The sequence below is a fragment of the Pirellulales bacterium genome, from assembly GCA_036490175.1.
GTDB lineage: Bacteria > Planctomycetota > Planctomycetia > Pirellulales > JACPPG01 > JACPPG01.
Genome location: DASXEJ010000359.1, coordinates 54,258 through 79,608 on the forward strand (window position 1 = coordinate 54,258; position 25,351 = coordinate 79,608).

Annotated in this window: 17 protein-coding genes; 4 read left to right on the forward strand and 13 right to left on the reverse strand. The window is 60.4% G+C overall.

Annotation, left to right across the window (positions count from 1 at the left end; translation table 11 throughout):
* Positions 1–127: 127 nt before the first annotated feature.
* Complete coding sequence (locus tag VGG64_27570; GenBank protein HEY1603394.1) at positions 128–1,210, reverse strand: SDR family oxidoreductase; 1,083 nt, start codon at positions 1,208–1,210, stop codon at positions 128–130.
* Positions 1,211–2,108: 898 nt separating this feature from the next.
* Here VGG64_27570 and VGG64_27575 point away from each other — a divergent pair.
* Positions 2,109–3,686: an FAD-dependent monooxygenase gene (locus tag VGG64_27575; GenBank protein HEY1603395.1), complete on the forward strand. Its 1,578-nt coding sequence runs from the start codon at positions 2,109–2,111 to the stop codon at positions 3,684–3,686.
* Between the two features lie 90 nt (positions 3,687–3,776).
* On the opposite strand, the gene VGG64_27580 is transcribed toward VGG64_27575, so the two are convergent.
* From VGG64_27580 to VGG64_27620, 9 genes are all read right to left on the reverse strand, one after another.
* Entirely contained in the window at positions 3,777–5,366 is a 1,590-nt protein-coding gene (locus VGG64_27580) for a PPC domain-containing protein (GenBank protein ID HEY1603396.1), read from the reverse strand.
* A gap of 152 nt (positions 5,367–5,518) precedes the next feature.
* A complete protein-coding gene (locus tag VGG64_27585; protein ID HEY1603397.1) occupies positions 5,519–6,868 on the reverse strand; it encodes a DUF1501 domain-containing protein in 1,350 nt (449 codons plus the stop codon).
* 27 nt (positions 6,869–6,895) lie between these two features.
* Positions 6,896–9,142 (reverse strand): DUF1549 and DUF1553 domain-containing protein, encoded by a 2,247-nt coding sequence (locus VGG64_27590; GenBank protein ID HEY1603398.1) that lies wholly within the window; start codon positions 9,140–9,142, stop codon positions 6,896–6,898.
* Between the two features lie 230 nt (positions 9,143–9,372).
* Positions 9,373–10,707 carry a DUF1501 domain-containing protein gene (locus VGG64_27595; protein ID HEY1603399.1) on the reverse strand — a complete coding sequence of 445 codons (1,335 nt, stop codon included), beginning with the start codon at positions 10,705–10,707 and terminating at the stop codon, positions 9,373–9,375.
* Between the two features lie 28 nt (positions 10,708–10,735).
* On the reverse strand, positions 10,736–12,298 hold the full coding sequence (locus VGG64_27600; protein HEY1603400.1) for a DUF1549 domain-containing protein: 1,563 nt from the start codon (positions 12,296–12,298) through the stop codon (positions 10,736–10,738).
* Between the two features lie 34 nt (positions 12,299–12,332).
* A complete protein-coding gene (locus VGG64_27605) occupies positions 12,333–13,628 on the reverse strand; it encodes a PQQ-binding-like beta-propeller repeat protein (protein HEY1603401.1) in 1,296 nt (431 codons plus the stop codon).
* 135 nt (positions 13,629–13,763) lie between these two features.
* Positions 13,764–15,185 carry a DUF1501 domain-containing protein gene (locus VGG64_27610; protein ID HEY1603402.1) on the reverse strand — a complete coding sequence of 474 codons (1,422 nt, stop codon included), beginning with the start codon at positions 15,183–15,185 and terminating at the stop codon, positions 13,764–13,766.
* Between the two features lie 248 nt (positions 15,186–15,433).
* Positions 15,434–16,393 (reverse strand): catalase family peroxidase, encoded by a 960-nt coding sequence (locus VGG64_27615; GenBank protein HEY1603403.1) that lies wholly within the window; start codon positions 16,391–16,393, stop codon positions 15,434–15,436.
* 126 nt (positions 16,394–16,519) lie between these two features.
* Positions 16,520–17,965 carry a hypothetical protein gene (locus tag VGG64_27620; protein ID HEY1603404.1) on the reverse strand — a complete coding sequence of 482 codons (1,446 nt, stop codon included), beginning with the start codon at positions 17,963–17,965 and terminating at the stop codon, positions 16,520–16,522.
* A gap of 469 nt (positions 17,966–18,434) precedes the next feature.
* On the opposite strand from VGG64_27620, the gene VGG64_27625 reads away from it, so the two are divergent.
* Positions 18,435–19,238, forward strand: a complete 804-nt coding sequence (locus tag VGG64_27625) for a DUF4239 domain-containing protein (GenBank protein HEY1603405.1) — start codon at positions 18,435–18,437, stop codon at positions 19,236–19,238.
* 35 nt (positions 19,239–19,273) lie between these two features.
* Here the strand turns inward: VGG64_27625 and VGG64_27630 are convergent, their stop codons facing one another.
* Both VGG64_27630 and VGG64_27635 read right to left on the reverse strand, forming a co-directional pair.
* Entirely contained in the window at positions 19,274–21,226 is a 1,953-nt protein-coding gene (locus tag VGG64_27630; protein ID HEY1603406.1) for a M56 family metallopeptidase, read from the reverse strand.
* On the reverse strand, positions 21,223–21,606 hold the full coding sequence (locus VGG64_27635; GenBank protein HEY1603407.1) for a BlaI/MecI/CopY family transcriptional regulator: 384 nt from the start codon (positions 21,604–21,606) through the stop codon (positions 21,223–21,225). Before VGG64_27635 ends, VGG64_27630 begins: the two co-directional genes overlap by 4 nt.
* Before the next feature lie 258 nt (positions 21,607–21,864).
* Between VGG64_27635 and VGG64_27640 the strand changes: the two genes are divergently transcribed.
* Positions 21,865–23,436 carry a class I adenylate-forming enzyme family protein gene (locus VGG64_27640; GenBank protein ID HEY1603408.1) on the forward strand — a complete coding sequence of 524 codons (1,572 nt, stop codon included), beginning with the start codon at positions 21,865–21,867 and terminating at the stop codon, positions 23,434–23,436.
* A gap of 134 nt (positions 23,437–23,570) precedes the next feature.
* On the opposite strand, the gene VGG64_27645 is transcribed toward VGG64_27640, so the two are convergent.
* On the reverse strand, positions 23,571–24,731 hold the full coding sequence (locus VGG64_27645; protein ID HEY1603409.1) for a tetratricopeptide repeat protein: 1,161 nt from the start codon (positions 24,729–24,731) through the stop codon (positions 23,571–23,573).
* A 300-nt stretch (positions 24,732–25,031) separates the two neighbouring features.
* On the opposite strand from VGG64_27645, the gene VGG64_27650 reads away from it, so the two are divergent.
* Positions 25,032–25,331 carry a hypothetical protein gene (locus VGG64_27650; GenBank protein HEY1603410.1) on the forward strand — a complete coding sequence of 100 codons (300 nt, stop codon included), beginning with the start codon at positions 25,032–25,034 and terminating at the stop codon, positions 25,329–25,331.
* The last annotated feature ends 20 nt before the right edge of the window (positions 25,332–25,351 follow it).

Sequence of the window (25,351 nt, forward strand, 5' to 3'; positions counted from 1 at the left end):
TATGCCAGAGACAGCTCGATTATCAGCATTCTCTCTGGCCATCGCCACCGTTCGCTGGTCCTGCAGCGTTGATGGCTGGGCCGTGCCAACGGGAAACTTTATCCCGGCCTTGCGAGTGGCCGGCGGCTCAAGGTTTGGGAATGAAGCGCCGTTGTTGAAAGTCCTGCATCTGCCGGAGTAGCATTTCCTCGGTATCGACGACGTCGTGGAACCCGAACCGTCGGGCCTTCGTTGTATCGGACATCACGTCGTATTCGAGATTGAAGACCGCTTCGCCGAAGGGCCAGGCCGCCGCGTCGCGGAACGAGTAATCCAAGAGGCCGTACTTCTGAACCATACTGCGCCACAACGGCTCCTTGTCGGCCATGAATTGGGTCAGCGGGAGGCGTAAGGGGGGCGCGAGCGGAAGTTGAAAAAAGTCTGCCAAGCGCGGCCAGAGGTTCTCCCAGCGGTGGAAGTCGCCGTTGGTGATGTTAAAGGCTTCTCCATCGCAGCAGTCGCTCTCGGCAGCCCAGATAGCGGCCTTGGCCAGCAAGTCGGCGTCGGTCATTTCCATCAGGCCGCCATAGGCTTTGGCCGAGCCCGGGAAGCGCAGGGGCAGGCCAAGCTCGCGACAGAACGACGCGTAGACGGCGATGACCGTGGCCATGTTCATCGGGTTGCCCACCGCAAAGCCGCAGATGCACGAGGGGCGCAGCGCGGTCCACGACCAGTTCCGACCGGCAGACTTGGCCTGGAGATAATCCTCCTGGTCGTAATAGAAATTGGGCGGCAAGTGACGCGGATCCTGCTCGCGGGCCGGTGTCTTGTAGGGACCCAGATGGGCGCCGTAGTACTTGGCCCCCTCCATGAGCACGACCTTCCTGAGTCGGCTCGACGAGCGCTCGACGGCCTCGACCGCGTTCCGCAGCATTGCCAGGTTGAGCCCGACCTCTTCGAACGGACTCGGCCGCATCTGCAGCGCCGTGTAGAAGACGTGGCTGACGTCGTGAAACTCGCCTTGGCACCGCGCGACCTCCAACGGATCGAGCAGGTCGACCGTCAGGAACCGGGCCGACGTTGGAAATTCGGGAGCCCGGCGCGAGATGCCGATAACCTCCCAATCGCCCAGCGCCGTCAGGTGGTTCACAATCGCCCGGCCGCTCACGCCCAAGGCGCCTGCGACCACAGCTTTCTTGCGTGCAGGTTCCGTGTGCTGGGGGCGCGTCATCGAGCTCTCCTGGGGAATGAAAGCAGCGGATCTTTCGAAAACTATAACGGCAGTGTAGAGCCAGTGTTAGGCGATCTTACGGTGACGGGACGGGATAGCACATCCGCAACGAGAGACGCTGCCGGACATTGTCCGCTTAGCTCATGTTGCCCGCAGGCGGGTTAAATTCGGCGTGTGGCAGCGCAGTGGCACGAGCGCGGTGGCCAGGTCGGATTGGATCCCAGGGGGGAGCTGACGAGAATCAAGGTCGCTTTGATCAGGTTTCGTCGCTCAGGTATCTGGCAGGACAAGAAGGGACCAAGAACTTGCCCTGCGTAGTCTCTGCCGGTGGCCGGAGCTTTGCTTGGAAGCGGATTGTCGAGGCGCTTTTACTCGTTGCTGCGCGGGGGCTGATGACCGTAGCTTCGACGGATCCCCGCATGATAGTATCGCGGGTCGCACTCTTGAGTCCTTATCGTGCAGCCCGACAAATCGACGGCACGGACCGGTTAGACGCCAAGGGCCTGGCAATGCACGTCGCCGTATGATGCGAATACGAGGTAACCGGGAGGGCTGTGAGCGTTGATCGTGAGTCTGCCGCCGATCACATCGACCTATGACGCGTTCGTTCATTGTTGCACCGCAGCGGCCGGTCGGATCGAGTTTCACGGCAATGCCAATGAGAATCAGGCTCGCTTTGATCTCGTTTCGTCGCCCAGGTGCCATGCGGTCACTGGCCGCGCGCACATCACGAACCTATCTAAGCCACGACCTGAGATTGTAATGACGTGCCTTGGTCGTTGCCCACGGGCGGATTTGTGCGGTGTGTCGCGGCGGCGCCGCAGGTTGGATTGATTTTCCTGGGCGAGGTAACGAGAATCGAGCACGCTTTAATCCCGTTTCGTCGCACAGGTGCCACGTGGCTGCTGATACAACCGTTCTCGTCGTGGGGGCCGGGCCGACAGGATTGCTCTTGGCTGCCGAGCTGATTCGTCGCGGGATCGATTGCACGATCATCGATCGCCAGCCGACGCCGTCGGTGTGGGATCGGGCCACGATCGTTCACCCACGTTCGCTCGAGGTGTTCGAGTCGCTGGGGATCGTCGATGCCTTTCTCGAGCGCGGCGTGAAGCAACGCTTCGCCCGGCTGCACTCGGCGGGATGCGTGCTGGGTGACATTGATCTTTCGCTGTGCGGCAGCCGGTACGAATTCAACATCGGCATTTCCGAGGAAGTGACCGAGTCGATTCTGACCGACTATCTTCACCGGCAGGGGGGCCGCGTTACTCGCACATCGCAATTGGTCAAGCTGGACCAGCAGTCAGAGTGTGTTACGGCCACCATCCTCTGCGAAGGCGCCACGAAAGTTATTTCGGCCGACTGGGTGGTCGGTTGCGACGGATACCATAGCGCTGTGCGGCAGCAATGTGGAATCGAGCTCCGCGGCAGCGATTCGGACGATCCCTGGGCCGTATTCGATACCACGCTGATCGGCTGGCATGGTTCGCATGAAGCCATTTATGGATATCTAGACGTGGTGCCGGTGATCCTCACCTCGCTGCCTCGATCGCGATGGCGCGTCTATCTGAGGCCAAGTGCTCTTGACTCCGATCTGCTGGACGATGCGGCGGCTACGCTTCAGCCGTATTTTCCGGCGATCGCATTCGCAGACGTTGCCAATCCGACGCGCTTTCGTTGCCACGCCAAGGTTGCAACCAGTTTTCGAGCGGGCCGCGTGCTGCTGGCAGGCGATGCGGCCCACATCTGTTCTCCGTCGCAAGGACATGGCATGAACAGTGGTCTGCAAGACGCATTCAATCTGGCCTGGAAGCTGGCTCTTGTCGCAGGCCGCCATTGCGCGCAGGACTTGCTGAACAGTTATGAAGCCGAGCGGCGCCCCGTCGCTCAGAAGAACGCCCTCTCGGGGGACGAGTTCGAACGAGCTCAGGACCTCACCGACCCGGAACAACGACGCCAGCGCGACAAGGGACTCACGGCCACATTTACCGACCCTGCGTCTTGCTATCGCGAATCGATCTCGGAGGCCGAACTCGACATCGACTACGCCACCTCTCCGATCGTACTCGGCGATGCAAACTCAACGATCGGCCCGGGACAGCGACTGCCCAACACGATCGAGGTGTTTCCGGCGAGCGGCGAAGTCAGCCGGCTGCACGAATTAACGCATCGTGCCGGCCACACCGTGCTGCTGATAGACGGCGCCGACGCCGCGGGCGATCGCCTGGCTGACATAGCCGAGTTACTGGCGGCTCGCGGCAGCCCGCTGCTTCTCGAAGCGACGCTCCTCTTGGCTGTCCATCCCGACCAGCGGTGCGCGTCCATTCCTTTGACTCGGGGGACCGCCGAGGAGTTGGGAGTTAGCGAGATCACGATGCTGGTGATTCGTCCCGACGGACACGTCGGCCTGCGCGCCGATCGCGACCACCTTCAGGCGTTGACGGACTATTGCAACTTGTTGGCATCCGTCGAGAGTTAAGAAGATGCGCCCGCGAGGTGCGCTGCAGCAGAAATCACTTGCAGGACGGGGTCCAAACCAAAGAGAATGGCCCGGCAAGTGGACTTCCAGCTATTTCTTGTCGGCCGCGGTGATCGTTAGCCAGACATCCTTGGTTCGCCGTGTGCGACCGGACATGGTCGCTTCGGCGAAGTGGACCGAGGATTCGGTGCCTGCGGCTGTTCCCACCACGCGAATGGGTCCCGTAAACGGCGCGTCGCCCGCAGTAACGACAAGCTGCACGCTCTTGGCCGATTCTCCCTCGGGCTGCGACACGACAGGTTCGGCGGTTACGCCGCTCGGCAATCCCTTGATGCGTAGCTCGATCGGTACGTTAAACCCCTGCAATCGCTCAATCGTCACCGGCAGCTCGAGTTTTTGGCCGGTGGCGACCGTGAAGTTGTCGGCAGCGAGCGACAATGTAAAGTCCGCGCGCGCGATCGTGGCCGAAAGTCGATAGACGAAGCGCGGTCCGCCCTGCCGGTGCAAATCAGTCACCGTGACGTCGTAGGCGCCGTCGGCCGGCGCGGCGAAGGCGAGTTGCGCGTCACGGTTTTCTCCCAAATCGTCGACGCGCGCGAGTGATTTGCCTTGGCTGTCGATGATTTCCAGCACCGGATCGAGCGGAAATCCGAGCGCGCGGCTTTCGATCCGCAAGTTGATCGTTTCGCCCGCTTTCGCACTGAAGCGAAAGGAGTCATTATCTCGCGGCGCTTCGATGCGGCCACTGATCGTCACCGGAAGTTGGATGGCTTGCGGATGGCCGGGCACACTGGGCTCGGCCGCCACGATGCAGGGATGCGTTTCGAGCGGCAGGACGAGCGTGTTGACGATCCGTGGATGAGCCAACAGCGCCTGCTTCGCTTCGGGCAGCAGTCGCGGAAGCAGTTGCCGTGCGTCGTCGGGCAGGTTCCAACCGTGAACTTCGACCTGTTGATCCACGCTAGCGACCGCAAGGGGAAGCGCATAATCCCCAAACCCGCCGACAGCAATCGTCAGGCGGTACACCGAAGTTTCATCTCCGGCGAGCGAGATCGTGCTGTTGGGCGTGGCCGGAAAACAAAACGTGCGCACCAGGTAAACGCCACTCGCTGGCGCGGTGAACACAATGCGAGGATCGATCTCCTGATCGTCATCATTGTGCGCGAGCACAAAGCCCTCGGCTGAGACGACTTCCAGTAACGTATCGATGGGCGAGGCCAATGTGCGATGCGCTTCGACGTCGGCCACGAGGGTTTGGCCTTTTTCGACGCGGACCGCGAATGTGTCGACGTCCCCCTTGCGCCGCAATCGGCCATTCACCACGACGTTGGGTGCGTCAAGTTGCTGCGGCTTGGTTGGCGAGTCGTTCGGCTCCTGCTCGTTCACCTCGGGCAGATTCCCCACGATCAAGGGCGCCGGCGAACTTGTCCCAGCGGCATCGTACAGCCGGAGCCAATACAGGCCCGGCGTGGCGTCTGCGGCGACCGTGACGGACAACTCCCCTTTCGATTCTTTGGGACTGACCGATACGCCGGGCTGATCGACCCACACCCTGACAGGCCAGGAGTCGAACTTTCCATGCGCTTCGATATCGAGCGTCTGTCCGACCTGCGCGCCAGCCGGAACCAGGTACTTCAGTTGCGGGGGCGCCGCAGTGCTTGTCGTGGGGAACAAGAACATGCAGAAAAGTAGCAGTTTCCCACCGCATGGCAGTCCGAATGGCAGTGCCCAGCGGAACAAAAGAGTCCAACGGGGTGCCGGCGCCAGACACCGTGGCCGCAGGCGCCGCGTGAGGGAACAAGGCCCGTCGATCATGCCACCTGCATTGCGACTCACCCCATCAACTCCTTGATCGGCGTGGGATCGCTGACAAGGTGGGCTGGCCGACCATTGGGGGCGTAGTAGATCTTGCCAGGATCGATACCGAGCTTGGTGTAGACGGTCGACACGAAATTCTCGGGCGAAAGGATCCGCTCGACGGCGGAATGCCCCGTGCGATCCGTGGCGCCAATGACTTGGCCCCCTGGCGTACCACAACCTGCAAAGAGGATCGACATGGCGTTCGCCCAATGATCGCGGCCGGCCTTCTTTTGGTCTGGCAGTGTCGAGATCTTGGGCGTCCGGCCAAACTCGCCCAGCGCGACGATGAGCGTCGTCTCTAACAGTCCGCACTCTTCGAGATCTTCGATCAGCGTAGCGATGGCGTTCTCGAACGGAGGAAGTCGCTTACGTATGGCGCCAAAAATATCGGAGTGGTGATCCCAGCCGCCGTCGTAGAGCGTGACGAACGGCACGCCGGCCGCCACCAGGCGCCGCGCCAACAGTGCGCGTTGGCCGAACGGGTTGCGGCCATAGCGATCGCGCATCTTGTCGGATTCGGCACTGATGTCGAATGCCCGCTGCGCTTCCGGGCTGGTTACCAGGCTGTAGCCTTGTTCGTAGTACTCGTCGAGTGCTCGGACCGGGTCGCCGGCGGCTTCGTCGGGGATACGGGCAAGTCGATCGACGACGGAGCGCAGATCGCGCCGCGATTGAAAGCGATTGTCGGCCAGACCGGCCGGCGTGGCGACGTCGCGGACGCGGAAGTCTTTTTTGTTCGGGTCGTCCGCCACGACAAAGGGGGCGAATCGAGCCCCGAGAAAATTCGGCCCGCCCGAGCGCGACATGCTGGGCATCGAAAAATAGGCCGGCAGCCCACCTTGGTTACCGCGTTCGTACGCGGTAACCGAACCCAGGCTCGGATGGAAACTGACGAAGGCGCCGCAACCGACCGGAATGCGCGGCGGGGTGCCTGTCATCATGTAATGATTGCCGGCGCCGTGGTTCCCCTGGTTATGGCAGACGGAACGCACGACGGCCAACTTGTCGGCAATCCCTGCCAGCCGTGGCAAGTGCTCGGAAAAATGGACACCGGGGATCTTGGTCGAGATCGCCCCCAGCTCGCCGCGAATTTCGGCCGGCGCGTCGGGCTTGGGATCGAACGTTTCGAAGTGTGAAGGACCGCCGTCCATCCAGATGAGAATACAGCTCGTCGGGCGGCGCGAGGGCTTGCCCGACGTCGTTTCGTTCGCCTGGCCCACGAGCCGCAGCAGATCGACAAAGCCACCGCCGGCCAAACAGCCGACTCCCAGCTTCAAGCAATCACGGCGACTCCAGCCTTCGCAGTTGCGCAGCCAATTCATATTTGCGATCCTTGCCGCTGGCCCCAACTAATTCTTAAAGACAAATTCCGGTGTATTCAGCAGTGCCCACAGCAGATCTTCGATCGCCTGGCGTCGCACGGCGCCTTCGCCCACGATGAGTGGGACTGTGGCCGCTAGTTCTTCACTGGTCGGACCGCGCGAGTAGGTCGCCAGATACAGCTCCTCGACAATTTGTTCCGCCGAGAGTGTGCTGGCCGCCAGATGGGCCACGCGTCCGTCGTCGCTGGTTAGCTGGCGGTTCACGCTGGGCGCGTTCATCAAGTGCAGTGTCTGCACGACGGTTGTCTCGCCGGTCCGCTCGCAGGGGGGATCTTGATTGGCGTCGGGCCGGCCAAAGGCATCGAGAAACAATGAGTCGATGCGATGCGTCCACAGTTGCACGGCGCGGGCCTCGGGCGGCAAGCCGCTGAACGACTCGCGGACCTGGGTTACGTCGCCAATCGCGTCCAACAGCGATTCTGCCTCGAGCCGCTGCCGATAGTGTCGCGAGAAATTGTGCGTGTCCGTAACGTTCTGCTCGACCGGCAATGACGATAGCCCGTATACGTACGAGCTGACGATCAGGCGGAGCAGTTCCTTCTGATCGTAATTCAAACGGCGGAACTCTTCGGCCAGGGCGTCGAGCAATGCCGGGTTGCTGGGAGGATTCGTAGCCCGCAGATCGTCGACCGGACCGACGAGTCCGCGCCCCAAGAGTGCTGCCCAGATGCGATTGACCGCCACGCGCGAGAACAAGACTTTGCCGTCGTTGAGCATCCAATCGGCGAACACTTCGCGCGGGTCGTCGTCAGGGCCCACCTCGCGGGCGCTGCCAAACAGGGGCCGCGGCGGCAATGGCTTGCCTGTCAGCGGATGGACTACGCCGCCGGTTGGGGCAGTGAACACGATCTCTTCGCCGCCGGAAATCGGCGGTGAGATTCCAGCGCCCTTGTAGCCTACGCGGCTGAAGAAGGCCGACAGGCTGTAGAAATCGTCCTGGCTCCAAACCTCGAATGGATGGTGGTGGCACTTGGCGCACTCCAAACGGGTCCCCAAGAACAATTGGCTGATCATGGGAGTGATCTCGTCGGGCGAGCGCCGGTCTCGAAAGACCGTGACGGCTCCGTTCCGCCAGGTGCTTCCTTGTGCTGTGACTAACTCGCGGACAAAGCGATCGTACGGCCAGTTCTGTCGAAACGCTTCGCGCAACCAGCTGTCGAGACTGAGCGTCGCCTTGATTCCCACGCGATAGGGATTCGGCCGCAACAAGTCGGCCCACTTGCTGACCCAATAGTCTGCGTACTCCGGCCGTGCCAACAGCGCATCGACCAGGCGCGCCCGCTTGTCAGAACTTGGGTCGGCCAGATAGCGCCGGCTCTCTTCGACGCTGGGCAGGCGACCGATAACGTCCAGGTGGACGCGGCGGAGAAACGTGCTTTCATCGGCCGGTTCGCTGGGCAGAATATTCAATTGCTGCAGCTTGTCCCAGACAAGCGCATCGATGAAGTTGTGCCGTGGCAACTGCGCATAGATCGCGGCGTCGACCGGCGTTGGCAGTGGAATCGCCGTATTCCACGTCGCGATGTTCCCCATGTAACGGGCCATGATGCTGGCCTCGCCCGGCAGTGATCCAGCGGCGATCAGTCCGTGGGCGTCGATGGCCACGATGGCCGCCTCGTTCGAGGCGAAATTCGTGAGCCGAGTGACGTCGCGCAGCGAACCGTCGGAGTAATACGCGGTTACAACCAGCTGCTCTTTGGCGCCGGCTGGCAGCACGTGCTCTGGCGGCGCGAGTGCGATCTTCACGAGTTTCGGATCGCGCTCCTGGACGCGTGGCATTCCCGCGGTAATCCAGGCGCGGATCGTCTCATAGTCGGCACCGCCGCGTTCTAGACGCAGTCCACCGCCATGCGGTTCCGTGCCCGAGGCCTTGCGCAGCAACAAGCTATTCGTGGGCGCGGCGGGGAAAATGCGCCGTCCGCGAGCATTCTTGACGATGGCGTCGTAGTCTGTGTCAGCGTCGAAGCCCAAGAGCGACAGCGCAAAACCGTTCTGGCCGCGGGCCTTGCCATGGCAGGCGCCAGAGTTGCAGCTCGCCTTGCTGAGGATCGGTTGCACATCGAGCTCGAACAACACGGGTCGATCGGGCCCGGTCGTGTCGTTAGGTTGCTCTACGGCGACCACTGCCGACGGGACGAACGCGAGCAGGCCGATCGCGCAGCAAACGCGGATCGGAACTCGAGTCCTGGCCCGAATGAAGTCGTTTCGCGGCATGCGTGCGTAGCGTGGCGGGAGAGGTGCGCGGCAGGTCGGAGCGGTAATTGCGTCGCGTAGCAAGGCAAGGACGTAAAAATCCTCAGCGATCGCTCAAACCGCGAACAACTCCGCACGGGGGGCATGGAACTTGCGTTCAGCCTAGTCGATATTTGCGGGGGGTTCAACGCTTTTAGCCCCTGCCGACCGGTGGTCCGAACTCGGCATCTTGGCCCCAAGCCGAGGAACGTCTAGGAGATAATGTCCAAGAGCGGACTGGCAAGCGGGTCGACCAGGCGGATGGGGCGGTCGACATTGGACATGTTTTGCTTTTCTGGATCGATGCCCAAGGCCACGCAGATCGTCGCCAGCAGATCAGGTGTCGACACCGGCCGCTCCTCGACATTTGTACCGTCGGCACTGGTGCGCCCCACGATTTGTCCTCCGCTGATTGGTCCGCCGCCGAGAACGACGCTCCATGCTTTGGGAAAGTGATCACGTCCGAGTCGGGGATTGATCGCCGGCGTTCGCCCAAACTCGCCCATCCAGACCACCAACGTGGAATCTAATAGTCCGCGCTGCTGAAGATCCTGCATCAGCGCCGACCAACCCATGTCGAGCGCACCGCACAGGTTTTGCACCTGACGGAAATTATCGTCGTGGGTGTCCCAACCGCCAAGCGAGACTTCGACAAAAGGAACGCCCCGTTCGACAAGGCGCCGCGATAACAGGCAACCCTGGCCAAATTGGGAACTGCCGTACGCGTCTCGACTTTCCTTCGGCTCGTCATCGAGCTGAAAGGCCTTGGCGGCCTCGTGACTCATCATGCGGGCGGCCTTGGCATAGGCCGTGCGGTGGCCATCGGCCGCCGGACCTGGGCGGGCGTCGAGGAACTTGCGTTCCATCCGATGCAATAGTTCCAATCGCGCGCGTGCCTGTTCCGTCGATACGGACTTCGGAAGCGCCAAGTTTTCGACCGCTAGCCGCTGGCCGTTTTCGTTGCCGTCGGTGTCTTGACCAACCAGCAGCGGCGCATAATCCGGCCCGAGGAATCCTGCCGGTGGCATGCCGGGATTGAACAACCCGCGCGAGTTAATGCTGACGTAGTTCGGCAGGTCGCCCGCCTGTCCCAAGGATTCCTTGGAAATCAGCGACCCAAGCACGGGAAACTGGATCGAAGCTTGCGGTACATACCCGGTGCGCAAGTTGTCGCGCGCCCGACCGTGGTCCCCTTCCTTGGTGGACATCGAACGGATGATCGCCAATCGATCGGTCCACTGGGCGATCCCGGGCAGATGCTCGCAGACTTGGATGCCAGCAGCGCGCGTGGCGATAGACCGAAACGGTCCGCCGTGCTCATGCCCGAGCTTCATGTCAAACGTGTCGGTCTGGCTGGGACCGCCGTTCATCCAGAGCAGAATGCACGACCGCTTTGATCGCTCTGAATCTGCCATGGCCGAGGCGAGGGATCCAAACCATCCTCCCAGCCAAGCACCTGCTACGCTGCCGGAGGTCGCCTGCAACCAGCGGCGCCGCGTCAATTGGTTTAAGCCGAAGTTCCGCATGGCCTTGTTAATTCCAACCACGGTTTGTTGATTGCCACAGAGGCATCGCCTAATGGTTCCAGCAGAATTCGGCGGAATTCAGCAGCATCCAAAAGATGTCGCCCATGTTTTGCTGGCGGCTGGTCTTGTCGCCTAAACCATTAAAGTCGATCAGCGTTTGTGTCTCTTCCTGGGTCGGAAGCCGGCTCAGCGTTGAAAGATACAACACCTCGATCTGTCGCTCGGACGACTCGGGGAACTCGTTGATAATTTGCTGCAGTCGCGCGCCGCTCTTCGGCCTTATTGCGCCATCGGTCACGTCGCCGTTCATGAGCGCCAATGCCTGGGCTACAGAGGTTTGTGGATTCCCACCGCCACTGGCACCGGCGAAGAGACCAAGCACGGCTTGGCGCACCGGATCACGTTCAGGCTCACCTGGACTTCGATCTGCAGTCGATTCGTAGGCGACGGCCAAAGCCAGGCTGTCGAAGAATTGCTCCCCAGATAGCGGCCGAACCGGCATCTTGGCGAAAAGCTCGGCACGGCTCTGACTGGGATCCGATTGCCGACTGGTGCGCTGGTAAGCTGCGGTGCGGCACAACGCACGATAAATCAGTGCCACGTCGAAATCGGCGGCTGCGAACGATTCGCTCAGCTCGCGCAACAATTCCGGATGGCTCGGGGCGTTCGAATCGCGAATGTCGTCCACGGGCTCGACAATGCCCGTGCCGAACAACTGCGACCAGACGCGATTCGTGATCGCACGGGCAAAGTAGGGATTCTCTGGTGCGGTGATCCAGCGGGCCAGTTCGGCGCGAGCAGGACCATTATCCGTCGGCCGCGGCTGCGATTGGTCGAGGAAGGCGGGCGAGACGATCTGGTCGGAATCCATCAGGGCAATCGTGCGGCGCGTCGTTACCTCGACCAAAGGCGCGAACGGGCCCCGCCCACGCCGCTCGATACCGGCAAAGAACGCCGCTTGATTCCAGAATTGTTCCTGACTCCAGTTATCGAACGGATGGTTGTGGCACTGGGCGCATTCGAGACGCAGTCCGAGAAACAAACGCGTCGAAGCCGAGGCAATCTTAGCCGGATCGGCGTTCTTCGCCGCAATGAATGCCAGGGGATTCGGACGACGTAGATCTCGCAGCACAACTTGCGGCTGCTCATTAGGCCCCACGATCGGCACGGTCAATAGCTCGCGGACGATGCCGTCGAAGCCCACGTTGTCTTGCCGTCGCTCTTGTAGCCACGCCTCGAGGCCCGGCTCGAAATAACGTAGTTGTGGCTCGACCTCGGACTCGGGCATGAGTAGCGCGCGCCAGACGCGTGCAAAGTGGCAGGCGTGTTTTTTGCTCCCTAGCAGCTGGTCGATCAGCAGTTCGCGCTTTGCGATGCTTGAATCCGCCAGGAAACTTTGCACTTCCTTAGGCGTCGGAATGCGGCCGATTAGGTCCAGGCTCAGGCGCCGCAGGAATTCGTCATCGGCAGCACGTTCGGCGGGGAGCACCTGTTCACTGTCGAATCGGACTTGCAGCCGCTCGTCGATGCGCTGCGCCAGGTCTGCAGGGTCTGCCTTCGTCGACTGTTCGCCGACCAGTAGCAGACATGCCAGGGCAATCGTCGCGCTCATGGCGGGTGAATCCTATTCCTGGTCGCTGCAACGACTACTCGCGGGGGGCGCTGGCAGCCGTCGAGCGTCCCAACTGCAGACAGATCAGTTCCTTGTCGTCGCGAACGTATAGTTTACCGTCAGTAAAGGCCGGATTGCAGAGTGTGCCTCGGCATACCTTCGATTTGGCCAGTTCCCTAAAGCCCTCGCGTGTGACTTCGGCCAACAGCAAGTATCCGCCGTCGTTGAGCAGCAGCAGCTTACCATCGCCGGTGGCAATGACCCCAAAATGATAGTATCCCAGGCCATCTTTGCGCCACAGCTCGTCGCCATTGGCCACGTCAAAGCAGCACAGGTCGGCACGCGGGACGGGGGCCTGCTGATTTGTCACGATGAGAACTGAACTATCCGCTCCGACGGTGCCGGTGGAAAAGTAGCTGGTGGCCTGCGGTTTTTGCCAAGCCAGTCGCGGAGGCACCTCGGCACTGGCAGGAATCTCCAACGAGAGCGTCCCGGTGTCGGGCGTTGTACAGATCAGCGAGTTGCCGATAAGAAATGGCGTCGGAGACACTCCCGCCGGTTGAAAAACGAGCGGGTGCTCCCACAGAACTTTGCCATCTTCAGGCTTCATGCCCAGGATACGTAGCGTCGTTTGCACGACCAGCGTCGGGCGGGCGTCGGCCCCTTGCCCGCTCATCCAAACCGTGGGGGACGCCGAGCCAGCTGGTTCATCTAGCCCCTTCCATGCGACTTCGCCCGTCAAGCTGTCGTAGGCCGTGACCGCGGTCCCACCACCACCGACCAAGACTACGACACGGCCGGCGGCAATCACTGGCGAACTACAAACGCCGAACCTCGGCAGTGGGCTCTTGTACGTCTCGTAGGGATTGGTTTGCCACAAGCGCTTTCCAGATTTCGCCTCGTAGCAGGTCAGTACGCCGGTGATGCCGAACGTATACAATTTGCCGTCGACCACAGCAGGCGACGCCCGCGGGCCGGTTCCCAGCGCGCTGCGATACGTCTCGCGGTCGTAGGTGTCGCTCCATATCGCCTTGCCAGTGGTGGCGTCGAACGCCAGGACATCCTCGGCCTCTCTTTTTTTCGCGGCAGTCTTCGAGTGCACGTAGACGATGCCATCGGCGACAACAGGCGAGCTATAGCCATTTCCCACCTCGCAGCGCCAAACGACCTGCGGTACTTCGGACCAGGGGGTGACAACCTCGGTCGTAGCGCCGTCGCGATGCGGACCAAGCCATTGCGGCCAATCCGCGGCCGCAGCCAATCGATGCGCTAGCACGATCGCCGCGAATAAGAATAGACCGGCGGAGCGGGTGGCCAGTTTGAGCAACATGCGCTGAGTCTCTGCTTGAACGGCGTCGCAAAGGCTGTTTCTTAGAGCGCTTATTCTACGATCCGCACTCGTTTGATCGCCAGCAAACCCTGGCGAGCGTCGTTCGCTTCCGGCCAGCAGGACGATTTTGCATCGTCAGGCGATGACTCCGGCGATCGGCTCGCCGCCGTGCGCGATGGCAACCGGTCGACCGCCGAGATCGGGTATCGTCAACTGGGGGTCGATTCCCAGCAGGTGATAGATCGTGGCCACAACGTCGCCAGGCGACACAGGATCGCGAGAAGGGTATGCGGCATGCTTATCTGTCGCGCCGAACACCATACCGGAACGGACGCCGCCGCCGGTCAGAAGGCTGAAACCGCACTGCGGCCAATGATCGCGGCCCGCCTTCGCGTTGATCCTGGGGCTGCGGCCCATTTCTCCCATTACGACAACGAGCGTCGAGTCGAGCAATCCTCTTTCGTCGAGATCCTGCACCAGCGCCGGATAGGCCATGTCGAGAATCGGCAGGTTTTCGTCCCGCAGCATGCCGAAATTATTTTCGTGCATGTCGTAGGAATGCCCGTTGGCGCCAAAGATTTCGGCATGGACGCTGACGAACGTTACACCCGCTTCCACCAACCGCCGGGCCGTGAGCAGGCAAGACCCGCTGAGGTTGCGGCCGTAGCGATCGCGGACGTGATCGGGCTCTTTCGAAATGTCGAATGCGTCACGCGTCTTGTTCGACGACAGCAACGAGAACGCTTGTTGGCTATGCTTGCTCATCGTTTCGATCGAGTTTGTCGCATTGATCGAACGAAAATGATCGTTGAGCTGCTCGAGAAGCGACCGCCGGCGATCGAGCCGATCGATGTTCATCTCGGGCAAAGCGTCCAGCGACGGCATCATTGGTGCGCCAATCGGACGCACCGGATCATAGTTCGCCACTCGCGGTTTGCGGTCGAACGTCGGTGCGCACAACGAGAAAAAAGGATCGTACTGCCGACCCAAATATCCGCCGTACGGTCCCGGCCGGCGAATCCCCTCGCCCCAGCCGGGATAGCACGGCATGCAAACCGCGCCGGGCACGCTCGAGTCATGCATCCCCAGGTATTGGCAAATCGCTCCAATATCTGGTGGGTCTGTGTTCTTGGCCGCGACTTGAGCGGGGTCGCCCCCCGCAAAGCCGGTCAACATGGCCAATGGATTGTGCGCGTTATAGTTGTGCGTCACTGTGCGGATCAAGCTGGCGCGGTGCATCCAGCGGGACGTATTGGGCAAGTGTTCGCAAACCGACAACCCTGGCAGCGACGTAGAGATTGGCCTGAACTCGCCGCGAATCTCTGCCGGCGCATCCGGCTTCATGTCGAACATGTCCATGTGACTGGGCCCCCCCAGCAGATTGAACATGATCACGCTCTTCGCCGGCCCCTGGCGCGATGCGGGACTGCGTTCCTTCGCTTGCAATAGGCGCGGCAGGGTCATGCTGCCAAACAACGACAGCCCGCCAATACGCATCAGTTCACGACGTGTGATTCCATCGCAGAGGCGCGTCTCTCTGCCCAGAAGTCTCAGCATCGGATTGCTCGCAAGGTTTTTCGGCGGGCGGGATTCGGCGGAATGTTTGTCGAACGAGGCCGTCAGCTTAGGGGGCGAACGGCCGATGGTGGGCAACCTGGTCCGGCAACGCCACGATTGTAACCGCTGGCAGCCTGAAATACAGCACGAGGCAAGGTCCCGCTGCTGGCGAGGCCGGCTCGGCAACTGGGATCGGTTTCACGCGGCTTTGTCGTTTAGTTGCTGCGATCTTCGCCACGACGATGTAGCTAACTGCTGACTGCCCGGCGGCGGCGACCGCTCAGCAGGTAAAGGTCCGCCCGCAGTTGCCACAAGGGATCGTCGCTGGGCTCCAAACCGTCGACGCGCGGGATCGGATCAAAAATGATTTTGCGAAACTCTGCGTCCTGGTCGTCGACGCGTTCGGACAATGCGATCGTACCCAAATTGATTTGCGATCGGCCGTCGGGCCAGGTCGTAGACGGATCGTTCACATCGTCACCCGGCTCGGCCAGTTGTACCGAAACGTGGAACTTGACGGGTCCTTGTTGCAGTCGTGCGGAAAACTCCTCGATCAGGAAGTCGGAAGATTTTCGGGATGCCTCTTCGGCAGAAAGATAATCCGTGCCCGCCTCGGGCCGAATGCGGTAGCGGCCAAAGCGCGATGATCCTGAGCGATTGGTAAACTTCAGCGCCGAGACGCCGAAGAACGCCTCGCGCGCAAAACTGGTCGGAATCGGCTTGGGGGCGACGGCAAATCGCATCGCTGCGGGATGCGCGAGCAGGAACTCGTCGAGTAATGTTGGCTTGGGCGCCGTCGGCCCGCTGGCGGCCAAGGCCCGCACAAATTTCAGGAAGTCTTCGCCGTTGCGCGTAGGAAAGCCATCGAACGAGTGCGCCACGATGTCAGTATGCACGTGTTCGGCCAGATAGAAACGTATCGCCATGCCACGCGGACTGGCAGCGGCCGGATCGTTATCGGGTACCGTTGGCACGCCGGCAAAATCGGACAACCGCACGACAACAGGAGTCGACATTCGCGCGATATGCGGGGCGCGTGTCAGGCTTGCTCCCTCGGGTGCCGGGTTAAAAACACCGCGACACATCAGCCCCTTGGCATGCACCGCCCGAAAACCAGGATGCATGCCGAAAACGCTGTCGAGGCCATTCAACAGGTCTTCGGCCAATTTATTGTGCGGGGCCGGGCGAGGCTCGTGATGAGATGTCATGGCAATCTCCGTTTTAGGTGCACCGCGCTGCCGCATAAACGGCGCGGAACAATTCTATCACTCGATCATCGCGCTGGTATCTTGTTCGCTAGAGCGATGGAGTCTTGTAGCCGAATATTCTGGATTTCATTTATCCAGCAATTCGAAAAGGCGCCGGTAGCTCTCGTCGGCCGTCTTCCACTTTACGGTGCGAGCGGGATGGGGGCTGGCTGCGCCCGCAGGGAGAGTGTGAGAGACGCCCAGCGCGGCGCCGGAATCGATGCTGGCCGTATTGACCATCGAGCCAATCGATTGGCGACCGGTCTGTGCGGCTCCGGAATGACAAGCGCGACAATCGGCGGCCAGTCTGAAGTACCGTCCGCGCGAACCCCAGTCTGGCGCCGCTTCATTTTCAAAAAGCACGCGATAGACCGGCAGGTCGTCCGGCTCGCGATGCAAGCCGCCGTGGTGCATCCCGCCCTCGGCGAGCGCGAGGCGTCGCTTGAGGGTGTACTTCGTGGCATTCACGCCGTTGCCCATGTTGGTGGCGGGATCAGCAGTGCCGCTGCCGTTTTTGAACATCAGCAGGCGGACCGATTCGACAAGCGGCGTGGGCACCAATTGTAAATTTGTATCAAGCGCGATCAGGAATTGCAGCAACGCGACTTCGGCTCCAGCCGGTAATTCAGGCGCGTCCGGCGTGAGCGAGATGCTGCCGTGTTGAGCCGATGCCCGCCAGTCTACGCCCTTGGCATCGAGTTCTTTAAGGTAGTTTTCTAGTTGCGACCGCCCGCCGGGGAAACGACAAAAGACCCGGAAGTACGAACGCCCCTGAAAGGCCCGCATGTGCAAGAACACATAGCGTCGTTCCACATCTTCCGAACGCCGCGCCTGGTAGAAGTCCAGCTCTTGCCACTCGTCGTCGCCGGACAGAATCCGCGGCGGGAGATAATCGCGCGTCGGATCAAAGTCATGCGTCGCGGCAAACCGTCCGGATTGAATGGCCAAGGCATAATTATCGGGAAGCGTGGCCAACGTTTCGGCCGGCAGCGCCAGCGCCTGAATCGTGCGAGCCAGCTTGCTGCAGAGTTCGTCGCGGCGGTGACGAGTCTCGAAATCTCCACGGCGCCCGACATGGCCGATCATCAAGAAATCGAACAAGGTCCACAAATCGTGTTGCAGCAGCACCCGCTTCAGTGGATCCGTGGAGAGCTTCTCTCCGCCTTGCCCGAGAAACTGATCCAACAACTCGTCGAGCTGCGCAACATTGGCTGGTTCGTCCCAATAGGTGGTCCCTCCCCATCCGAAAAACTCGATCCGGTCCCCCCCTTCGATCCGCGCGACAGGAGGTCCGCTTCTGTGCGAGGGGAGCAGACTGGGGCGGATGGTGACGGCCGCAAACAGTCGATTCCAGAGGTGCTGCGGATCGGCGTCGAACAGCGGCAGCGGCTCGGCCGAGCGGAGCGATCCGGCCAACTCGCCGGTGTGATAGTAAGCGGGATCCTGCTCCTCGATCTCTGCCGCGGAAATTGGCAACGGCATTTGCGCCAGGGCCAGCAGTGTCCCGATGATCAGAATTAGCGCAGTTCGCATGGCAGGTTTCCCGATTTATTTGTCCACGTCTCGCGACCCATTGAAGAACCTCTTTGCCAGCGCCGGCAGGACAGCCGCATTCACGCAGTGATAGGCGGATATCAAATAGTCGAAATGTCGCACGGGGCTTTCTGCGTTGGCTCTGTCAGTCAATCGCGATGGATCACCGTTCAGCGTTGACAGTCATGCTGGCGATATGGATGCTAACGAGGGCGTGCCCAACAGATTCTGCACGCATGTGAGCTCGCTACGCGAACATCCGATGGTACTTTCGCGAAGCGGGACATGCACTCGGTACTTGAACGACAACTCACCGTAACGCAGTACATGAGCCGACTGCAATCCTGGTGGGAAGCAAGCAGATACGAGAAGCGGGCGGCGACGCGGCTCAGACGACCGGGACCACGTTCTCGTTCGCTTGCCAAACGGTAGGTAATTTCCAGGTTATAGGCCACAGTCGCGAGTTGCAATGATTTCTCTGTACTGGATCTACGAGATTCCGAATTGGGAGCTGTTCCTGTTGATGTTGGGCGTGTTCGCCTTCGGCTCGCTGGGCGGGCTGTACCTGACACGGCCGCTCGTGCGGCGCATGGTCAACGGCTCTGATAAGTACAACGATCTCACAAACTATTACTTTGCGGCGATCGGCGTACTGTACGGCTTGAGCCTGGGGCTGATCGCCGTGGGAACGTGGGAGAATTTCAGTGAAGTCGATGCCAAGGTTGCGATGGAGGCCAATTCACTCGGAGCGCTCTATCGCGACATCGATGGTTATCCGCCCGAGCTGCGACAGGACGCGGAAAACCTGCTGCGCGACTATGCGACGGTGGTGATCGAAAAAGAATGGCCCGCGCATCGAGAGGGGAATGTGCTCGACGCGGGTGAAGTCATTCTCGACGAGTTCGAAAACAAGATCATGTCCTTCGAGCCAACTCGCGAAGTCGAGAAGATCGCCCACGCCGAGGTGATCAAGAGCCTCAGCGACCTGGTGGGAAACCGCGGCTTTCGTGTCCAATCGGTCAACGTGGCGCTGCCGGGCGTTTTGTGGGGCGTGGTACTGGTGGGGGCCATCATCAATATCGGCCTGACCTACTGCTTCTGGGTAGACAACCTGCACCTGCACTCATTGCTGGTGGTCGCATTTGCGTCCATGTTGGCCATGCTTATCTTTCTGACCGCCGCCATGGATAACCCATTTCGCGGCCAGTTCAGCGTCTCGCCCGATGCACTGCAATATGTGCGCGATCACGTAATGACCACGGCCGGCAAATGAGCGAACCACTTTAGATTGCCCGCGCGGGCAACCCGCTATTGATCTTTCACTCGCTCAAGAACGTAGATGTAGGACGGCACGTCTGACGTGGTTTTAAACTCCGTGGGCCTCGGCAATTCGGGTTTGTAGGCATAGCAGATGGTCAATTGATCCCCCTTCAATGAGCAGATGCCTTTCAATGTCCGATCGCCCAATCGATCTGCTGAAAGATCGACCGACATCGAATCCTTGTTTGGATCGAATATAAGTCGGTACTCCGCAGTTCGTCGATTGGGCCGCATCCATTTGTTGTCGCGAATCTCGTCTTCGATGCCCACCGCCTGCTGCTCGTTGCGACCCGAGAATTCACAACGGACGATTTTCCATTTCCCCTGTATCTGCTCTGGTGCAGGCCGGACACCGGCGTTAGCAACTCCGGATCGTGGACTCTTGTCATTGGCAACCAGGTCCGCAACGACGTTTTTCACGCGCTCGAGCACGTATAAGTACCCTCTGACTTGGGGCGTCGTTTTGAATTCCGTGGGTCTCGGCAGATCGGGATTATAGGCGTAGCAGATTGTCAGCGTATCGCCATCTAAAGAGTAGATGCCTGGCAAAGTCTTCTCGCCCAAACGGTCTGCCGCAAGGTCTACCCAGGTCGGATGCTCAGTCGGGCCCAGCTGCAATCGGTATTCGGCCGTTCGTCGATTGGGCCTGATCCATTTGCCGTCCTTGATCGTATGCTTGACGCCTAGGATATTTGTGTCGTCTTGACCAGAAAACTCACAACGTACGATCTTCCATTCGCCTTGCAGCTTCTCTTGTGCACTCTTGGCGTCGGCCGTGGAAGAAGGGTCCCCATTGTCGTTGGCCTGCAACCGGCTTTGGAGCGTGATGCCCGTCCCAGGGACGAGCAGTACCAATCCCGCCGTGAAGGCGATCCGCGAGATCCAGGAAGCCCGTCGATGGTTCGTCTCTGCGTACTTCATGATGGACTCCAATCGTAAGGAAGTGACTTCCAGGGCCCGCACCCCTGGTAGAGCCATGACGGGCCGCAACCGCCCCTTCAACTCGAGGACGTTCAACAGCGTGCGTGCATAGACCACGGGCTTGCAACCGATACCCGAGAGGACTTCTTCGTCGCAGCAACGCTCGCGCTCGCGGCCGGCTTGTTGGTTTGCCCACCACACCAGCGGATTGAACCACCAGGCCAGTTGTGCCACGAGTTGCAGCTTGCTCGCAAAGACATCTCCTCTGCGCAAGTGAATCAATTCATGCGCAAGGATAAGGTCAATTTGGTCGGCTGAGGCGCCGGATAACAGTGGCTCGGGCAGCAGGATCGAGGGGCGGAAAATGCCAAAGGCCGCAGGGCCGATCGGCCGGCTCGTCACGATCAGGCGCACCTTGCGATCGATACCTAAACGTCGCGATAGGTCGCCGAGTGCCGCCGTGTATCTCTGATCGACAGAAAGGCTCGACCGGCGAATCAATCGAGCGCACACGAGTTGCTTCGCCAGCACGTATCCTGTGCCGATCATCAGCCCGCCAGACCAAAGCACAAACAGTGCCAGGCGAATGCGGCTCCAATCCGTACCTCGATCGACAGACATGCCTATCTGATGGTCGCTGGCTAGCGCCGGACGTGGGCTCATGGGATCCGTCGCCGGCGACTCGCTGGACGCGCGGCGCACATCCCCGACCACAGCGGGTTGCGTCGTTGCCGTAGATTGGGACGCTGCCGTGGATCGCGCCGCGGTCGCAGAGGGAAGTACAGTGATGGATTGCGCTGTCGTAGTGTCCCGCAGCGCCCAACTAAATAGTCCTGTCGGGCTGCTCCATACTGGCGGCACGATGGACTTGATAATGACCAGCATCCAAAGTGCGTAGGCTACGCGAGGTTGTTTGCGACAACAGAACGTGACCAAGGCCGCGACGCAGACCGACACGACGGTGACTTGCCAAATCTGGAGCCACGCCAAAGGGCCGAGAGCATCAAGGGAGACCGTCATTGTGGTTCTTCCTCCAGTCGATCCAACAGTTCGCGTAGCTGTCGCATCTCGTCGCGCGATAAACCGCGATCGTTGACCATGTGCTGAAAGAGCGGCAGGACCTGGCCGTCGAACAGTCGGTTGAGCAAATCATCCATCAGCTCGCCGATGACCTGCCCGGGCCGGACGGTGGGCCTGTAGACGTTGCTTCGCCCCTCGCGCTTTGTCTTGAGATACCCTTTGGCCTCCAGCCGCCGTAAATAAGTCTGCACTGTCTTGAAGTCGAGCCCTCGCTTGTCGGGCAAGGCATCCAACACCTGGCGCACGGTGGCGCGGCCTAGTTCCCACACGATCCGGGCGACCTCAAGTTCTGATTTAGCCAGCACGGGCCTTTTAGGCATCGTTGCGAATCCTCATATATACGTTCATTTGAAAGCCATAATAACTTTCAATTGAACGCCGTCAATAGCGCGTCGACAATACGCCCCATCGACCGATCGGAAATCCCACCACCCCGGCGCCCGCCAATCGACCTGCCTTCCGCTAACAACCAATTTCGGAGGCGCCATCGCGCAGTGGTTTCGGCTAGGATATGTGGCCGGTCGCTACTCGATTCCCTTTGAAATTCACTGGCCCGCGCTGTTTTTTAGGACCACATCATGCGGCTTGCCGGACCACCGCTGACTCAGCCTAATCCTATTGGCAATCTGTTGGACAACGGGCTGAGCAATAAACCGGACGATTTGGCGCTGGTTTCTGGCGAGACACGCATGAGTTGGCGACAGTTGGCCGAGATCAGCACGCGGTTGGCCGCACAGTACTTGGCCTTGGGGTTGAACGCCGGCGATCGAGTCGCATCGTTGCTGCCGAATCGGTCGGCGTTGATCATCCATTACCTGGCATGTCTGAAAGCGGGTTTGGTGGCGACGCCGCTCAACTATCGTTACATGCCGCCAGAGATCGATCATGCTTTGGAAGTCAGCGGCGCATCGCTGCTGTTGCACCATGCCGAACGGGACCAGGACGTGGCGGCCAGCCAATACGCTAAGCGACTGCCCAAAGGTGTAATTCGTTATCAGGCGGCCGACGCCCAGGGAGTGCATTACGAAGAGCTGGTCGCCTCGTCTCACTCCGATGCCGTGGCGGCGGCGGCGGATATTGAATCGCCTGCGTTCATCTATTTTACGTCTGGCACCACCGGCAAGCCCAAGGGGGTGGTCCACTCGCGGCGCACCTTCGGCAGCATGATGGCGTCCACGATCCAAGGAATGGCCATCACCGACGCCGACACGGTCTTGCCGGGATTGTCATTCTCGCATATCGCAGGATCGCTGGGCGGCCTGGCCACATTGGCGGCAGGCGGACGGCTGGTCATGCCCCGCAGTAGTGAAGGGCCCGAGATATTGCCGCTGCTGCGCGAGCTTCGTCCGACGGTGCTGTGGATGCTGCCGGCGGCATTGATCTCGTTGGTGCGCGATCACGATTCAACCTCGACCGATTTTGCTTCGATTCGGCTCTGTACATCGGGCGGTGACAAGGTTACCGCAGAACTCGAACGCGAATTCACGGTCCTCTCCGGCTTTCCGATCGATGAAAGCTACGGCATGACCGAAATCGGGCTGGCGACGATTAATCCGCCGGCCGGCGAAAACCGCCTGGGCTCCATCGGCATGCTTTGTCCTGGATATGAATTGTCCCTCCGCGATGATGCCGGCGCCGATATATCGACTGGCGCTCAGGGACGGATGTGGATTCGCTCGGCCGGCAATGCGATCGGCTATTGGAATAATCCCATCGCCACGGCCGAAGTGCTGGTGGATGGCTGGCTCGACAGCGGAGACATGATGCATGCCGACGAGGACGGCTACCTGTGGTTCTGTGGCCGCAAAAAGCAGATCATCATTCACGATGGGTCGAATATCTGTCCCCAAGAAGTCGAAGAAGCCCTGGCCGAGCACCCGTCGATCGCCGCGGCCGGAGTGATTGGCATTCACGATCTGGTGCATGGTGAAAACGTGAGAGCCTATGTCACGCTGAAGGAAGGCGCACAACGACCCAAAAGCGCCGAGCTTATCGGATTCGCCCGCCAGCGCGTCGGCTACAAAGCGCCGGAAGAAATCGTGTTCCTGGCCGAGATGCCGCTCAATCCCGGCGGCAAAGTAGACCGAACGGCCCTCAAGCAGTTGGCCGAAGAGCAGATCTCGTCCAGAACAACCGCGCGGCGGGCGTGAACCTAGAATCGATTGCCGTCTCTCGGCACGCAACGACAGCAAGGCGCCTCAGAAGGGGCCATCGTTTCTGACACGGCCGTTGCATGCCTGGCAACCGGGCACTCCAGCGCCACGGGTAAGCGATCGCCGACAAGCTACTGTTTAAGTTGCTTTTCCAAATCCGCAACGAAGTCATTCAACAGTGGCGACTTGTTGTAGATGGCGGTGGCGGCCTGGCACTTTTTTAACGCCTCTTCCGGCTTGCCGAGTTCTGCCAGAGCCGTGCCCCAGATCCAATAGGCGCGCCAGTTCCTGGGATCGATCTTGAGCGCACGTTGCGATTTTTCGATCGCTTCGTCGTATTTTCCCAAGCCGTTGAGGCTCTTGGCCCAGTTGGACCAGTTCGACGATCGGCGAGGATTCATGGCGGTGGCGATCGCGTGCGCGTCGCATGCTTCCTGAAAGCGCGACAGGCCGTGCAGCGTATTGCCCAATCCGTCGTAAGTCCAATAGGCGGGCGACATGCTTACCGCCAACCGGCGTTCGACCAGCGCCTCGTCATAGCGATGGAGGTTGTCGAGCAGATTGGCATACGTCTGGTGCACGAGCACCGGACCTGGCTGCCATTTTGCCAAAATCTGCTGGTAAACTTTGACTCCCTCCTCGTTGCGACCCCAGTTGCGGCATTGTACGGCCAGCATCCAGCGAATCATCAGATCGTCTGGATTGGCATCCGCTAGTTGTTGCAATTCGCTGAAGGCACGGTCAACTTCCTTCTTGGGGCTTTGATACAGTTCCTCGGAGTCCATCCACAGGACCTGGTAGGCGCATTTCGCCGCTCGCGTGCGGTGGTCCAACATCCACACGGTGTTGAGCGTCGCGAATGCTCTCTCCTTTTCGAAGCGGCTGCGATCGCAGACGGCCGACAGGAATAACGCACGCTGCGCTGAATGAATCTTGACGAAATGTCGCATCTTAAAGTCGTGGGCTTCCTTTTCCTTCTTGGCGGCAACCAACTCTACCAACCTCGTCGCTTCGGGATATTGCGCGAGCTCGGCGGATAGAAGCCTTTCGGCATCGCCTTGTTTGCCGTCCGACAACAGGCTAACGAATCTTGCCTCGAATGTCGGGTCGCCTTGCGCGCCGGCCTCGAGCAAAGGGTCCAAGGGGCGCAAAAAATCAACCCCTTTGTCGGCAAAGGATTGGACGGGGGGAAGAATCGCCGCGGCCGCGGCGACCATTGCCGCTAGCATCCAACCACGAGCATTCGTCTTACGAAGTGCCCTGGCGACGACGGCCTTGATGGAAAAAAGCATACTGCCCCTCTCCGGTCCTGGAGGACGAAGGTGTTGAGATGCGATGCGGGTCATGGCAGCGAGGCCACGTCATGCCGATATTGCCCACACACAAACCTACTGTCCAAATCTTCGGGACGACGGGGGGACGCGGCGGATTCTCATCAAGGCTGGCGCTCCATGATCCAAACCAGACATGACGATCAGTACAGAGCGATCCCGTCGCGGTGCGGGGACCGAGATAAGGGGTCAACGATTCGGCCTTGGCCGCGCGTGCTAGACTTCCTTGGACGTTCACCGCTGGCCCCCAAGGAAACTCGCATGCGATGCCTCATTGGGTTGACGCTGTTCTTGGTGCTTTATTTCGGCGGCTGCAAACTGCTCGGCGAGATTGTTTGCGCGAGCACGATTGCGAACGATCCTCGGCACTCGGCGACGACGGGTCGCATCGCTAAGGTCGATTTTCTCAAGAAATATCACGCGCTAATCGCCGTGGGCGCCGGGAGCGTGGCTTTGCTGGGGTGCGGTCTGCCCACGCTATTGGCCGGGAGAGCCCCCCGCGAACCATGGGACGATACGGCCGCGATGTCGCGCACGTCCAACTGCTATCGCGGCCGCTAAGCTTCGCCAACGGCAACGTC

Bases quoted from the DNA above. Each gene is read 5' to 3' on its own strand.
- VGG64_27570 (HEY1603394.1), bottom strand. From the start codon at position 1,210: ATGACGCGCCCCCAGCACACGGAACCTGCACGCAAGAAAGCTGTGGTC.
- VGG64_27580 (HEY1603396.1), bottom strand. From the start codon at position 5,366: ATGTTCTTGTTCCCCACGACAAGCACTGCGGCGCCCCCGCAACTGAAG.
- VGG64_27585 (HEY1603397.1), bottom strand. From the start codon at position 6,868: ATGAATTGGCTGCGCAACTGCGAAGGCTGGAGTCGCCGTGATTGCTTG.
- VGG64_27590 (HEY1603398.1), bottom strand. From the start codon at position 9,142: ATGCCGCGAAACGACTTCATTCGGGCCAGGACTCGAGTTCCGATCCGC.
- VGG64_27600 (HEY1603400.1), bottom strand. From the start codon at position 12,298: ATGAGCGCGACGATTGCCCTGGCATGTCTGCTACTGGTCGGCGAACAG.
- VGG64_27605 (HEY1603401.1), bottom strand. From the start codon at position 13,628: ATGTTGCTCAAACTGGCCACCCGCTCCGCCGGTCTATTCTTATTCGCG.
- VGG64_27610 (HEY1603402.1), bottom strand. From the start codon at position 15,185: ATGCTGAGACTTCTGGGCAGAGAGACGCGCCTCTGCGATGGAATCACA.
- VGG64_27615 (HEY1603403.1), bottom strand. From the start codon at position 16,393: ATGACATCTCATCACGAGCCTCGCCCGGCCCCGCACAATAAATTGGCC.
- VGG64_27620 (HEY1603404.1), bottom strand. From the start codon at position 17,965: ATGCGAACTGCGCTAATTCTGATCATCGGGACACTGCTGGCCCTGGCG.
- VGG64_27625 (HEY1603405.1), top strand. From the start codon at position 18,435: ATGATTTCTCTGTACTGGATCTACGAGATTCCGAATTGGGAGCTGTTC.
- VGG64_27630 (HEY1603406.1), bottom strand. From the start codon at position 21,226: ATGACGGTCTCCCTTGATGCTCTCGGCCCTTTGGCGTGGCTCCAGATT.
- VGG64_27635 (HEY1603407.1), bottom strand. From the start codon at position 21,606: ATGCCTAAAAGGCCCGTGCTGGCTAAATCAGAACTTGAGGTCGCCCGG.
- VGG64_27640 (HEY1603408.1), top strand. From the start codon at position 21,865: ATGCGGCTTGCCGGACCACCGCTGACTCAGCCTAATCCTATTGGCAAT.
- VGG64_27645 (HEY1603409.1), bottom strand. From the start codon at position 24,731: ATGCTTTTTTCCATCAAGGCCGTCGTCGCCAGGGCACTTCGTAAGACG.
- VGG64_27650 (HEY1603410.1), top strand. From the start codon at position 25,032: ATGCGATGCCTCATTGGGTTGACGCTGTTCTTGGTGCTTTATTTCGGC.